Source organism: Paraburkholderia sediminicola (genome assembly GCF_046026895.1).
Classification (GTDB): Bacteria; Pseudomonadota; Gammaproteobacteria; order Burkholderiales; family Burkholderiaceae; genus Paraburkholderia; species Paraburkholderia sediminicola_C.
In genome coordinates this window covers 134,107-147,119 of sequence record NZ_JAQQEU010000009.1, presented here as the reverse complement: position 1 = coordinate 147,119, position 13,013 = coordinate 134,107, and the positions used below count along the sequence as shown (strand labels likewise).

The window sequence follows — 13,013 nt, the reverse complement described above, 5'->3', positions numbered from 1 at the left end:
ATGCGTAGCAGAGCGTCCTTGCCCCTTCTGGTGCCCGTGCTGCTGAGTCTGGGCGGCTGTCTGCTCGGCCCGAACTACTCGCGGCCGGCGATCGACACACCGGCCACGTATCGCTTCGCGGCCGGTGAGACCGCCGAGGTGGCCAATACCGCGTGGTGGGAGCAGTTTCAGGACCCGGTGCTGAACGATCTGATCGCCACCGCGCTGGCAGAAAACAAGGATGTGAAGATTGCGGCCGCACGCGTCGACCAGTTTCTCGGCCAGTTCGTCACCACCCGCTCGGGGCTGTTTCCACAGGTGGCCGCCGGGTTCGATGCGCAGCGCCAGCGTACCTCGCAGGCTGCCGGCGTGCCTTTACCCGCGGGGGTATCGCCGGTCTTCAACATCTTCGAGCCGACATTGTCGGCGGCGTGGGAAATCGATCTGTTCGGCAAGGTACGCCGCCAGACCGAAGCGGCGCGCGCCGGCCTGCTGGCCAGCGAGGAAGGGCGGCGCGCGACGATCCTGACGCTAGTCGCGTCGGTGGCGACGGCCTACATCAATCTGCGCGATCTCGACCAGCAGCTCGAGATCGCGAAGTCCACGACAGAGTCCCGCGCGGAATCGGTGCACGTCTTTACGTTGCGGTTCAAAGGGGGCGACGTATCGCAAATGGAGCTGGCGCAGAGCCAGTCGGAATACGAGGCATCGCTCGCGACGATTCCCCAGCTTCAGACGCAGATCGCCCAGCAGGAAAACTCGCTGTCGATCCTGCTGGGCCGTAACCCGGGCGACATCGTGCGCGGCCGCCAGCTGTCCGATCTGGCTGTTCCGGCGGTGCCCGCCGGGTTGCCCTCGGATCTGCTCGCACGGCGCCCGGATCTGCTGCAAGCCGAGCAGAACCTGGTGGCCGCCAACGCGCTGATCGGCGCCGCTCGCGCACTCTATTTTCCGTCGATTTCACTGACCGGACTGTTTGGCTCGGCCAGCGGCGAATTCTCGAAGCTGTTTACCGGACCGGCGCGGATCTGGGCGTTTGCAGGTTCCGTGACCGTGCCGATCTTCACGGCCGGCAGCATCAGCGGACAGGTGCGGCAGGCCGAAGCGCAGCAACAACAGGCCTTGTTCCAGTACCAGCAGGCGATTCAGACCGCGTTTCAGGAGGTCGACGATGCGCTCATCTCGGTGCAGAAGTCGCGCGAGCAGCTCGTCATTCAGGAGCGCCAGGTCGATGCGCTTCGCACTTATGCGCGGCTTGCGCGGCTGCGTTTTGAAGGCGGCTACACGAGTTATATCGAAGTACTGGACGCCGAACGCAGCCTGTTTAACGCGCAGCTCAGCTATACGCAGACCAACGGCGTGGTGTTCAGCTCGCTTGTCGCGCTTTACAAGGCGATGGGCGGCGGCTGGGTAGTCACCGCGGAGCAGATGACGCACCAGACTCCGCAGCAGGAGGGCAGTGTCGTCCGGAAAACGGGCGAGGCGCTTGCGGAGTTGCCGCGATGACGACCGGGCGCCTGATTGCCTGCCACGAATGCGATCTGTTGCAGCGCGAATTGCCGTTGCCACTCAAGGGCGTGCTGCGCTGCCGCCGCTGCAACGCCGAGTTGTCGCGCAGCCGTCCGGACAGCGTCGACCGGGCGCTGGCGTTCACGCTCAGCGCGATGGTGCTGTTCGCCATCGGGAACGCGTTCCCGATGGTCGGCCTCAGTGTCAATGGCGAGCTCGTTCAGACGACCTTGCTAGGCGCCGCCCGCGTGCTGTACGACGATGGCATGTGGCCCATCGCCGGGCTCGTGCTGGCCACGACATTCGTGATGCCTCTTCTGCAGATGGCGACGATGACTTATCTGCTGGTGCCGCTTCGCTTCGGCCGGGTGCCGTACCGGTTCGACCTGATCTTCCGTCTTCTGCAACTGGTTCGACCGTGGGGAATGACCGAGGTCCTGATACTCGGCATGCTGGTCGCCCTGGTCAAGTTGGCCCACATCGCCAGCGTCGTGCCCGGCACGGCGTTGTGGACGTTCGGCGTACTCATGGCGCTGCTTGCGGCAGCCAGCAGCGCGTTCGATCCACGTGAATTCTGGGAACGCGCGCGCGGCACGCAGGCGGCCGGTCCCGATACCGTCGAGTCAGTCATCCCACGCGCACCCACGGCCATGGGTTGCGGCCTGCTGACCTGCCACACGTGCGACCAGCTCGTGAAGCACGCCGCGCACGGCGCCGACGCGGCCTGTCCGCGCTGCGGTGCGCATCTGCACGCGCGCCAGCCCAACAGCATCGGCCGCACGTGGGCGCTCCTGATCGCTGCGATGGTTCTATACATCCCGGCGAACGCGCTGCCCGTCATGAACACCAGTTCGCTGTTCGGCAGCGAGAAAGATACGATCCTGAGCGGCGTGGTCTATCTCTGGACCTCCGGCTCATGGCCGCTCGCCATCATCGTGTTTATCGCGAGCATCGCGGTGCCGATGCTCAAGATCATCGCGTTGATGTTCCTTGTTATCTCGACGCAGCTGCGTTCGCCCTGGTCGCCGCAACAACGGGCGCGGATCTACCGGCTGGTGGAACTGGTCGGTCGCTGGTCGATGCTCGACATCTACGTCATCACCATTCTCGTCGCGCTCGTGCAGTTCAAGGGGCTCGCAACCATCCAGGCCGGGCCGGCCGCTATTGCGTTCGGGTCGGTCGTCGTTCTCACGATGTTTGCCGCACTATCGTTCGACCCGCGCCTGATCTGGGACCGGGCGGAGAATAATCATGTCCCGGCCGCCCGATAACCGTTCGCCCGACATTCCCGATGCCGTGGCCGTGCCGCGCAAGCGCTGGCGTATGCAACTGGTCTGGCTGGTGCCGATCGTCGCTGTGCTGATCGGCGGCTGGCTGGCCGTCAAGGCGGTGCTCGACAAGGGGCCGACGATCACGATCAGCTTTGCGACCGGAGAAGGTCTCGAAGCGGGCAAGACCAAGATCAAGTTCAAGAACGTCGACATTGGCACTGTCACGAGCGTGGTGCTGTCGCCGGACCACCGCAGCGTGATTGCGCGCGCCGAACTCGCCAAGGACGCTTCGAGGTTGCTGGTCAGCGACACGCGCTTCTGGGTGGTGCGCCCGCGCATTTCCGGCGGCACCGTATCGGGCATCGGCACGTTGCTGTCCGGTTCCTTCATTGGCATGGATGTGGGAACCGCAAAAACGTCGCGCAGTGACTTTGTCGGTCTTGAGACGCCGCCTGTTATTGCCACGGGTGTGCCGGGGCGGGAATTCATATTGAAAGGGGACGATATGGGCTCGCTCGATGTGGGCTCTCCCATCTTTTTCAGGCGCCTGCAGGTTGGACAGATCACCTCGTATGCGCTGGATGGAAATGGCAAAGGGGTGACAATGCATGTGTTCGTCAACGCCCCCTATGACAAGTATGTCAAGGACGATACCCGCTTCTGGCACGCCAGCGGCATTGACGTGGCGCTCGATACCAATGGCGTCAAGGTCAACACCGAGTCGCTGGTGGCCATTCTGATCGGAGGGCTCGCCTTCCAGACGCCAGAGGAGAATGCAGACAAGAACGAGGCTGCCGTCGGCGAGGAATTCTCGCTGTTCCGTACCCGCGACGAGGCCATGAAGCGCCATGACCGCATCGTCGACAAGTATGTGTTTGACTTTACCGAGTCGGTTCGCGGGCTGTCGGTTGGGGCGCCTGTCGATTTTCGCGGGATCGTGGTCGGTGAGGTGGCAGCGATTTATACGCGCTTCGATCCAGTCACGAAGCAGTTCAGCATCCCGGTCGAGATACGCTTCTACCCCGAGCGCTTCACGTCACGCTACAAGGGCGGAGAAAAGCGCGGAAGGATAGCGGCAGACCCCCACCAGCTCGGGGACTGGCTGGTCGCGCGTGGCTTGCGTGGGCAACTGAAAACCGGCAACCTCCTGACCGGGCAGTTATATGTTGGGATCGACTTCTTCCCCAATGCGCCGAAAGCGACGATCGACTGGAACGCCAATCCGCCTGAGTTGCCGACCGTGCCCGGCGGCCTGCAATCGCTGCAGGATTCGGTGTCGGCGCTGATTGCCAGGCTCAACAAGATTCCGTTCGAAGGGATTGGCAACAACGCCAAACAGACGTTGCAGGACGCCGACGCGCTCCTGAAACGGCTGGATAGCGAAGTGGTGCCTCAGGCGCGCTCCACGCTCGCAGCGGCACAGGCGGCGCTGAATTCGGCGAATACAGCGTTGCAGCCCGACTCGCCCCTCACGCAGAGTACCGCCGATACGATGCGCGAACTCGCACGCACCGCGGCAGCTTTCCGCACGTTGGCTGACTACCTCGAGCGTCATCCTGAGGCGCTGATTCGCGGCAAGTCGGAGGATAAAAAGTGATGCGCACGTTTCTGTCCAGGGCATTGGTGCTGACGGTCGCCGCACTGGCCGGCTGTAGCACCTCGCCAACAGCCAGCTTTTATACGTTAAGCGCGGTCGCCGCGCCTGGCGACGCCTACACGGCCCGCCCGGTCAACGTGGCAGTCACGTCGGTCACGGTGCCCGAGCTCGTGGACCGTCCGCAGTTCGTGGTTCGCGTCAGCGACAATCAAGTGAAGCTTGACGAATTCGCGCGTTGGGCGGACTTGGTGAAGAGTCAGATTCCGCGCGTGATAGCGGCCAATCTCGCAGTTCTGCTGCCAGGCGCACGCGTGTCCGTCTATCCGCAGGACACGGATGCCGGTACACCGTACCGTGTCAAGGTCGAACTCCAGCGCTTCGATGGCGCGCCGGGCGAGAGCGCCACTGTCGAGGCAATATGGTGGATCAGCCCGCCCAAGGGGGGGGCGCCAATGAGCGGACATACGGTCGTGCGCGAGCCCGTTGCGGGCCCCGGCTACGAAGCGCTCGTGGCGGCGTACAGCGAGGGGCTCGGTGTCGTCAGCCATGACATTGCCACGGCGATCCAGGGAGGTCTGTCGAAGTGATGAAAATTGGAGCAGGGGTGTCCACGGCGCATGCGGCACCGGGGGATGTTCGCGCCACCTGTTGGAGTTGATCGCGCAGGACGCGGCGGCCCGTGCTGTGGAGGATTTACCTGGCTACGGCGACGTCGCAAACAACTGTGAGGAAACGCCGAACATCACCGTGCAACGCTAGCTCCTCGCGCTGCGCTGGATCAATTGCATGCATGACTCGCGGCCGTCCTGTAGCACTTCTCCCCATTCGGGCCGCGGTACACGCCGCCCTTTCCATTCATCGTCTTGGCTTCTCCGCCTTTGCTCGTCTGCGTCGTCGTCACGCCAGCCTGATTCTTCTGCGATTTCCAGGCGTTACCCGTATTGTGACGGTCATACCCGACGGCCTTCTTGCACGACGTGTGGCTGCGTAAATTTGCAGGAGCGCCCAGCCGGACTGGCGGTCACTCGCAGAAACGCACGCACGGCCGCACGTGAGGTGTAGGAGGGGACAGACGTGTTGAGCCAAGTCGCTGCCCCCGGAGCGAGGAATAAGACTTTGGTCCGATTGCCGACTATTGGGGCTCAGAACACGATGGAAACAGAACCGGACCGTGCGGCGCGCGCATTTGCGCCGCCGCATCAGCCGCACAACCTGAAGCCGATCCGGATCCTCACACAGTTGCGCCGCGACATTCCGCACGTTGCGTGCTTCGACACCATGTGTCATAACATGTGGACGGACGCTTTGCAGGCGCTCTATCAAAGATATGTCTACCCGGTTTGCCGGGGATGTCGAGCGACATGAGCGCGCACGCCGTTTCCTGCTGGTCTGCCAGGACCCGTTCCGCTTCGGGGCTGAAGGATTTTCGGGCTGATCTCCGGCGCAGCGGTGCATCGCGCGCCGCTGGGGTTCCCCGCGCCACGTTGCATGTCGACCGCAGGCAGAAGATCATCGCGTAGGCTGATAGTCGAGGAGCAATCATCATGGCTGAACTGCTGCTTGGAAACGTGGAAGAAAGCGTCACCGATGAAGAAATCGGCGAGTTCCTGATCCGGTATGGATTTCCCCGGTTCAGCGAGATTCGGCGTTTGCCGGGCGGGGGCTCCCGGCCCGCGGCGCTGGTGGTCTTCGACGACGTGACCGCGGACGGATTGCGCATACTGCAGTCGCGCATCCATAACCTGTACTGGAAGAACCGCACGATCACCGCGCTGCTTCTTCCGACCCGCGATGAATCCTAGATCGCGAGGAGCCGCGCATGGGCCTGCTGTCGTGGTGGTTCGGGAAAAACCGCGCATCTGAGGAAGGCGATCTCCAGCAGGTGAAGGAAATCGTCGAGCGGATCATCAGGCTCGGTCCGCAATTGCGTCTTGCGCCCGATTGCGAGGCGCGCATGGCGCCCGCCGTGCACCGGTCGATCGACTTTCTGCGCGAGCTCGTCGCGGACATGCAGGCGCCGCGGGAGGCCAGCGCGGCGGCGTGGGCAACGGACCCCTACATTCATGCTTTTTTCGCCACGCCGGACGATGTCGGTCCGGTCTTCAGCCACTCGGAGGCGTTACGCGCCTATTTCGATGATCGTGCCGGCGCGGACGAAGCCGTCGCCGTACTCGGGATGAACGTCAACGAGCGGCGCACTCTCGGTGTCGCGCAATTTGGCGCAACCACGCGCACCGATGTCATGCAGACGACCGTCGGCTTCAGCGATCACCAGGTGCGCCTGTGCGCCGGGTCGGAAGCGGCGCTTCGGCAGGAAATCATTTTGCGGGTGGTCGATCAGCTTGCGCTCGAAGCGCTCGGGAAAATTGCGGAGGACACGAAACGGCGCGATTCGCTGGAGCAGGAGCGGGCGCTGCTGAGGACGCGCTTGAGGATGCTGGAGCGGCAGGGCACGGGTGCACGGTCGCTACTGGGCAGCGACGCGTCGTGCAGCTTCGCGGAAGTGGCGCAATTGCAGAAGCAAATCGATGAGAACGATCAGGCGCTGACGAATCTCGGTCTGAAAACCGAGGCGCTCGAACGGCATCTGGAGATGGTGTGCAGCGTGCTGTCGTCGCCGGATGCACATTTCCACGTGCAGAAAAAAAGGTTTCTGCTGGATCGGTTGAACGTCGTCGTCGACGCTGGGGACACCCGCCCGGCGGACGAACTGGAACTCCAGATGGCCCGTCTGCCGGCGAGTTCCGATGCGATGCGCGCCTTTGCGATGGTGCGCTTCAGGCGAGCCGATCTTCTGCCCGCGCGCGACATGCTGGCGGAAGCCCGCCGATTGCTGATTTGACGAAACGGCCTTTCGCACTCCGGGGAGGACATGGCGTGAGCATCATCGTAGATGAGAATGCGGTGGACACGACGCTCATTCGACTTGGCCGTCCGTTCTTCGACCGCGAAAACGCACTATGCTTTTCCGCCTACGCGTTCGGTTGGGGATATTGCGCCTTTTCGCTGGAGGCCGTCGTCGCCCACGAAGTGCTCGGCAGCATTGACGAGTCGCCCCGGCAGATCCTGCTGGCATTCGCTATCGGACAAGCCAGAGTCCGCAAGGCGGTGCGCCGGGCCGCACGGCAACACGGAGAGCGCATCAGGCTCACGCCGGACGATTTTTCGTGAAGCGCGAACGTCGCGTCGTTGGTTCAGGAGAGCGCGTGTTCTCGCCTCAATCGCTCCGGTGCGAGTTGATGTCGGCCGGGCCGGTGGGGTTGCCTTGCGCCGCCGACCCGTTCGGCTGCTCTATCCACGCCAGAAGCAGATGATAAGTGACGGCCAGGATGACCGGACCGATGAAAAGGCCGACGGCTCCTATTGCGATCAAACCACCCAGCACGCCCGAGAGGATGAGCACCATCGGCAGCGCAACCGCCCGGCGGATGAGTATCGGCCGCAGGACGTTGTCGAGCGCCGAGACGCCGATGGCCCAGACCAGCAGCACGCTGGCCGTCAATCGCGCATCATGCATGAATAGCCAGATCACGCAGCCGAGCATCGGCACTAGTGGTCCCAATTGCACGAGGCACATGAAGAGCATCAATGCGCTGAGCACGCCTGCGAACGGAATGCCCGCGGCCCAGACGCCGGCCGCGCCGAGCGACGCCTGGACCAGTGCCGTTACCACCACACCGAGTGCGATCGCGCGGATCGACTGACCCGTCAGGTGCACGATGTTGGCGCCGTTGCCCGGCGCCACGCGCAAGGCCAAGGCGGTCACGAGGCCGACCGCGCCCTCGCCGTGTCCGTAGAGCAGTCCGCACACGATCAGCATCAGTATCAGATGCACGGCAAACGAGCCGACGAGACCCATCTGCACCAGAAGCCATTTCGCGACCACGGCGGCATAGGGTTCCACCTTGGCGAGAATGCCCCCTGGGCCCGCGTCGGACAGTTTCTGCCACTCGCCGGTTGCATGGTCCATCAACGGCACGCTGCGCAGCCAGCCCGGGGGCGATGGAAGCGCATAGTCAGGCAGCCGTTCGACGAAGTTCATGATGTCGGCCGTATGGTCGGCAAGCGTGGACACCGCGGCGTAGGTCGGGATGCATATCACCACGATTTCCAGCCACAGCATGACGGTGACGGCGAGCCAGCGCCGTCCGCCGAGCCGCCGCTGGATTGCGAGCATGAGCGGCCATGTCGTGACGACGATCGTGCTGCCCCAGATCAGCGCGGGCACGAACGGATGCACGATGTAGAGGCTGCCGCCGATGAGCAGGACAAGTGCGGCGACAGCCAGCACGATCCGGGCAAGATCGCCAGTGGGGCGAACTGCCTGGCGCTGCGGCTCCGGACTCGGGATGGGGTGGGCGATATCGTCCATCGTCTGTGCGGCTCCGGTCGAACTGCGCAACCAGCTCATGCGCATGGGCTTCGCCGAAACGGGTGTGCCGACCGCGAGGCCAGTCTGGAGGGCCGCGCAACTCGATCGAACGCAACCACCGAAGAAGAACCGGGCGAGCGGCACTCAACCGGCCCATGTGCCGCCGCGGGCGATGTGGTGCCGTGCGATCCGCACGGCACCTGCGCGGTTATTTGGCTTTGGGTTCGACGGAAACTGCGATGGCCTCGGTGTAGACGACTTCTAAATGATCCCCTTTCTTGATCAGCTTGAGCTGCTCGGGATCCTGCACGATAAGGTCCAGCGAATTGCCCTGCGGACCTTTCAACGTCACCGCGCCGGTCTGATGATTGACGGCGGTGACAGCGGCCATGACGGTCACTTCCCTGCTAGCCGTGCCGCCAGGTTTGGCGCCCATCGGCGCGCGCTCCAGAGTCTGATTTTCGTTGGCGGCAAGCGGCGCGCCACCCTTTTTGAGCGTGAGGGTCATGGCCTGCGAGTACTCCGCCGTGACCACGTCGCCGACCTTGAGCTGATCGAAGTTGCGTGCTTCCTCACCCACCACGACTTGCACGACCTTTCCCTTGGCGTCCTTTAGCCAGACGGTTCGCGTGGCCGGTTCGATACCGACGACAGTCGAGGTCGTCTTGACCGTGCCTGTCACGGATACTTTGCCGGGTGCGCTGTTGACCGCCACTTGCGGCTCCGTCTGCGCGTAGCCCGCGGTCGCCAGAGACACGAGCGTCGCCGCGATGATGAGTTTGCTGTTTCTCATGCTTCTCTCCTTGAACGCCTGTGCGCACGTTGTTTCGCGGCCAGGCTGGCCGCCGGTCTTTCATTACGGAAGTGCATTGCCACGCTTACACCCTAAGGTTCATTTGATCGTGTAGCCGCGACCTTCCATGCACGCGGCATAGGCACGATTGAACGTGTCCATTGCGCCCTGCGTCTGTTGCTGCGACGATGCCGTAGCCGCGCGCCGGTTCTGCCGCGCGCGCGACCCGCCGACCACCGTACCCGCCGTGGCTCCAACGGCCGCGCCTTTTCCCGCGTCACCCGCTATCGCTCCGACGACCGCTCCTCCGGCCGCGCCGCGCGCCGCGCCCTGAACACGCTCGCCGCCGCCCACCGCGGGTCCGGAAGGCGGCGGCGGAGCATTGGCCACCGCGGCGGGGTCCACGCCGGTATTGCTCTTGGCCCACGAATAACATGCGCCTTCATCCTGCTGCTGCTTTTGCTGGCTTTGTCCTTTCGCGGGGTAGGCAATGGGTCTGCTTTGCGCAATACCATCGAGTGACATCGAGCCTGCCAGGGCGGCGAGAAGGACGTACTTTGTCAATGTAGTCACGGCGACTCCTTGCATGAGCCCACGCCAATGCGGACCGCCGGCTGCCTGTTCGGGCGGGCTTGTAGTTGAAACCGGCACCGGTCGTCGCGATCCTGCCAGGATCGGGCGCCGGGCGGTGTGCGTGCAGTAGTGGCAGTTTCGCTTCCATCATTGCGCCCAGCCGTGCAGTGCGCAATCGGACCAAGGTCGTATTTGCAATACGGCACATCCTCGGTCCAAACTGTATCTGTACGGCAGGTTTGCGTGTCGATTTATTGCTTCGGATAACTGTCTTTCAAAGATCGCAACCCGAGTCGCATGGTGAAGAGTGAGGGGACGCCTCAATGGACCGCGTTACGCGTGCTTCTGAACGGATCATCCCGACTGAGCCGGCGCTCGACGGGTGCGGGCGAAAGCCTGGCTTTGAGAAGTCAAGGCCTGCCCGCGTTGCGATCCGCGCGCTCGTTGCCGCCATGCTGACGGTTTGCGCGACGTCATCCATCACGCTCTCGTTTGCGCAGGCTCCCGCCGCGGACAGCGGCGCGGCGGTCGCCATTCCTGCCGCGACCCTCGACCAACTCGTCGGGCCCATTGCGCTATATCCGGACGATCTTATCGCCATTATTCTTCCCGCTGCGACTTACCCGGTGGAAATCGTGCAGGCAGATCGCTTCCTCGATCAGCGCAAGAGTGACAAGTCGCTCAAAGTCAACGAGAGCTGGCACGATCCCGTGAAGGCCTTGCTGAATTACCCCGACATCGTCAAAAGGATGAGTACCGAGCTCGACTGGACCAGCAGTCTCGGCGAAGCCGTGGTCACCGATCAGGGCGCGGTGCTCGAGGCCGTTCAGCGCTTCCGGCGTAAAACGCAGGCGGCGGGTCAACTCAAATCCGATGACAAGCAGGTCGTGGTGGTGGAAAAAGAGGTGATCAAGATCGCCCCGGCCGATCCGCAGGTGATTTATGTGCCGCAGTACAACCCGACGACCGTCGTGGTCGCCGGCGCACCTCCGACCTATGGCTACCTGCCTGCGCCTTATCCGGCCTACTACTATCCCTACGCGCCGGGCGCGGCGCTCGCGACGGGCCTGATCTGGGGGGCGGCGATGGGCGCGGCCTGGAGCGGCAACCACTACGAAGCGCATTACGGCGGCGGCGGCAATAACAACATCAACGTCAACCGGGAAAGGAACGTCGAGCGAGGCGACAGGGAAAGGAACGTCGAGCGAGGCAATATCAACACGGGCGATGTCAACCGTACGCGAAACCAGGGAGGGCAGTCGAGCGCGTGGCGATCCGAAAAGAAGCCCGGCCAGGTCAGCGGCACGACAGGCCGCACCGGCGGCATGCAACGGGTCGGCGACGCCCCGGCTCGCGGCACCGCGGGGGGCGGCAACCAGGCTGCAGGCGGACGGCAGCAAGCGGCTCAACGCCCCGCTACGCCGGCCACGAGGGACCAGGGCGCTCAGCGCTCCGCATCGCCGGCCACAAGGGACCAGGGCGCGCGGGCCTCGCAGGGACGCGGGGGCGATGCGTTTAGCGGCTACGGGTCGGCGCGCGACGCGCAGGCGAACAGTTCGAGAGGCGCGGCGAGTCGTCAGTCCATGTCCCAGACACGCAGCCCGTCTCCCCGGGCTTCCGCCCCCACCGGCGGCGGATTTTCATCGGGTGGCGGACGCGGCGGCGGCGGCGGCGGGGTTTCCCGTGGCGGCGGCGGTGGCGGTCGCGGTGGCGGTGGCGGTGGCGGACGGCGATAGGGGGATGACAATGACTGACCGGAGCACGACCGGCAAGAACCCACGCGCGCACTCGCGGCCCCGACTCGCTTCATGGTGCGGGTTGTGCGCCCTGGTCCTCGCGCTGCTGGTTCCGTTCGGGGCCCTCGCCGCAGGGCAACGGACGTTCGCCACGCCGGAGGAGGCGGTCACCGCTTTGTCCCAGGCGTTGAAGGCCGGCGATGAAGCGACGCTGGTCGCCATTTTCGGCGAGGCGCACAAGAGCCTCGTGGTTTCGCCGGATCAGGCGGAGAACGAGGCGAATTGGGCCAAGGCGAGCGCGGAACTGGATGCCTTTCACGTCCTCGATGAAGCGGGCCCGGACCGCCGGATTCTGCTGGTCGGCGACGAGGCGTGGCCTATGCCTATCCCCATCGTGAAGGAGAACGGCAGCTGGCGGTTCGCCACGGAAATCGGCGAGGTTGAAATGCTGAATCGTCGGATCGGCGCCAACGAACGCGAGGCACTCAACGTGCTGCGCGCCTATCTCGACGCTCAGCGGGAATACGCGTCACGCGATCGAAACGGCGATGGCCTGCTGGAATACGCGCAAAAGCTTGCCAGTACGCCGGGCAAGCATGATGGTCTCTACTGGCACACGGATGAGAGCAGCGGTGAAGAAGCCAGTCCGTTTGGTCCGCTGATCGCCGTCAGCTCGGAGTATCTGAAGGGCCACAAGGCGGGCGACCCTTACCGGGGCTATCACTTCCGTATTTTGACGAGGCAAGGCAAGGACGCCCCAGGCGGCGCCTTCAGCTACATCATTAACGGGCATATGGTCGCCGGGTTCGCGATGGTCGCCTATCCAGCCATATATGGCACGAGCGGCGTGATGACTTTCGTAGTCAATAACAACGGCGTCATCTACCAGAAGAATCGCGGCGCAAATGCACCGCCGGTCACCGAGTTCAACCCGGATCACACATGGCAGCGTGTTAAGGATCCGTTCTGAGCCGATCGCCTATTGCGGGCTGCGGGCTGCGGCCTGCGCTTGCGGCGCACGCGGGTGCGCAAGCACCCAGGACCAAGGTCCGATGTGGATCGCGCGAGCTATCGACTACGCTTGAAAAGTGGAACGGGCCGCTCGCGCAGCGCCATGCACTGGATCATCGAACCGGGCGCGCCCGTGTTTCTATCGAGTCTGCTTCCGTACGCGAGGCGCTAC

General features: G+C 63.9%; 12 protein-coding genes. 9 read left to right on the top strand and 3 right to left on the bottom strand.

The window, feature by feature from the left end:
• From PQR02_RS09375 to PQR02_RS09345, 7 genes are all read left to right on the top strand, one after another.
• Positions 1-1,485, top strand: coding sequence for an efflux transporter outer membrane subunit (locus PQR02_RS09375; protein WP_408228747.1), 1,485 nt, complete (start codon positions 1-3; stop codon positions 1,483-1,485).
• Positions 1,482-2,759 carry a paraquat-inducible protein A gene (locus tag PQR02_RS09370; protein ID WP_408228744.1) on the top strand — a complete coding sequence of 426 codons (1,278 nt, stop codon included), beginning with the start codon at positions 1,482-1,484 and terminating at the stop codon, positions 2,757-2,759. Before PQR02_RS09375 ends, PQR02_RS09370 begins: the two co-directional genes overlap by 4 nt.
• Positions 2,740-4,356, top strand: coding sequence for a PqiB family protein (locus PQR02_RS09365; protein ID WP_408228741.1), 1,617 nt, complete (start codon positions 2,740-2,742; stop codon positions 4,354-4,356). Before PQR02_RS09370 ends, PQR02_RS09365 begins: the two co-directional genes overlap by 20 nt.
• Positions 4,356-4,943 carry a PqiC family protein gene (locus PQR02_RS09360; protein ID WP_408228738.1) on the top strand — a complete coding sequence of 196 codons (588 nt, stop codon included), beginning with the start codon at positions 4,356-4,358 and terminating at the stop codon, positions 4,941-4,943. The genes PQR02_RS09365 and PQR02_RS09360 overlap by 1 nt, the downstream gene beginning before the upstream one ends.
• 957 nt (positions 4,944-5,900) lie before the next feature.
• Positions 5,901-6,158, top strand: coding sequence for an RNA recognition motif domain-containing protein (locus PQR02_RS09355; protein WP_408228735.1), 258 nt, complete (start codon positions 5,901-5,903; stop codon positions 6,156-6,158).
• 17 nt (positions 6,159-6,175) lie between these two features.
• Entirely contained in the window at positions 6,176-7,198 is a 1,023-nt protein-coding gene (locus PQR02_RS09350; RefSeq protein WP_408228732.1) for a hypothetical protein, read from the top strand.
• 35 nt (positions 7,199-7,233) lie between these two features.
• A complete protein-coding gene (locus PQR02_RS09345) occupies positions 7,234-7,527 on the top strand; it encodes a hypothetical protein (protein ID WP_408228729.1) in 294 nt (97 codons plus the stop codon).
• Between the two features lie 46 nt (positions 7,528-7,573).
• Here PQR02_RS09345 and ydiK read toward each other — a convergent pair whose 3' ends face one another.
• From ydiK to PQR02_RS09330, 3 genes are all read right to left on the bottom strand, one after another.
• Positions 7,574-8,728, bottom strand: coding sequence for an AI-2E family transporter YdiK (gene ydiK, locus PQR02_RS09340; protein ID WP_408228726.1), 1,155 nt, complete (start codon positions 8,726-8,728; stop codon positions 7,574-7,576).
• A gap of 208 nt (positions 8,729-8,936) precedes the next feature.
• A complete protein-coding gene (locus tag PQR02_RS09335; protein WP_408228723.1) occupies positions 8,937-9,521 on the bottom strand; it encodes a hypothetical protein in 585 nt (194 codons plus the stop codon).
• Between the two features lie 99 nt (positions 9,522-9,620).
• Positions 9,621-10,046, bottom strand: a complete 426-nt coding sequence (locus PQR02_RS09330) for a glycine zipper family protein (RefSeq protein WP_408228842.1) — start codon at positions 10,044-10,046, stop codon at positions 9,621-9,623.
• 371 nt (positions 10,047-10,417) lie between these two features.
• On the opposite strand from PQR02_RS09330, the gene PQR02_RS09325 reads away from it, so the two are divergent.
• Together PQR02_RS09325 and PQR02_RS09320 are read left to right on the top strand one after the other, a co-directional pair.
• The gene (locus PQR02_RS09325) at positions 10,418-11,830 is read left to right on the top strand and encodes a DUF3300 domain-containing protein (RefSeq protein ID WP_408228720.1); all 1,413 of its coding nucleotides are present in this window, start codon (positions 10,418-10,420) and stop codon (positions 11,828-11,830) included.
• A complete protein-coding gene (locus tag PQR02_RS09320; protein ID WP_408228717.1) occupies positions 11,742-12,800 on the top strand; it encodes a DUF2950 domain-containing protein in 1,059 nt (352 codons plus the stop codon). The genes PQR02_RS09325 and PQR02_RS09320 overlap by 89 nt, the downstream gene beginning before the upstream one ends.
• The last annotated feature ends 213 nt before the right edge of the window (positions 12,801-13,013 follow it).

Excerpts from the sequence above, each read along its gene's own strand:
- PQR02_RS09375 (WP_408228747.1), top strand. The coding sequence starts at position 1 with ATGCGTAGCAGAGCGTCCTTGCCCCTTCTGGTGCCCGTGCTGCTGAGT.
- PQR02_RS09370 (WP_408228744.1), top strand. The coding sequence starts at position 1,482 with ATGACGACCGGGCGCCTGATTGCCTGCCACGAATGCGATCTGTTGCAG.
- PQR02_RS09365 (WP_408228741.1), top strand. The coding sequence starts at position 2,740 with ATGTCCCGGCCGCCCGATAACCGTTCGCCCGACATTCCCGATGCCGTG.
- PQR02_RS09360 (WP_408228738.1), top strand. The coding sequence starts at position 4,356 with ATGCGCACGTTTCTGTCCAGGGCATTGGTGCTGACGGTCGCCGCACTG.
- PQR02_RS09355 (WP_408228735.1), top strand. The coding sequence starts at position 5,901 with ATGGCTGAACTGCTGCTTGGAAACGTGGAAGAAAGCGTCACCGATGAA.
- PQR02_RS09350 (WP_408228732.1), top strand. The coding sequence starts at position 6,176 with ATGGGCCTGCTGTCGTGGTGGTTCGGGAAAAACCGCGCATCTGAGGAA.
- ydiK (WP_408228726.1), bottom strand. The coding sequence starts at position 8,728 with ATGGACGATATCGCCCACCCCATCCCGAGTCCGGAGCCGCAGCGCCAG.
- PQR02_RS09335 (WP_408228723.1), bottom strand. The coding sequence starts at position 9,521 with ATGAGAAACAGCAAACTCATCATCGCGGCGACGCTCGTGTCTCTGGCG.
- PQR02_RS09330 (WP_408228842.1), bottom strand. The coding sequence starts at position 10,046 with ATGTCACTCGATGGTATTGCGCAAAGCAGACCCATTGCCTACCCCGCG.
- PQR02_RS09325 (WP_408228720.1), top strand. The coding sequence starts at position 10,418 with ATGGACCGCGTTACGCGTGCTTCTGAACGGATCATCCCGACTGAGCCG.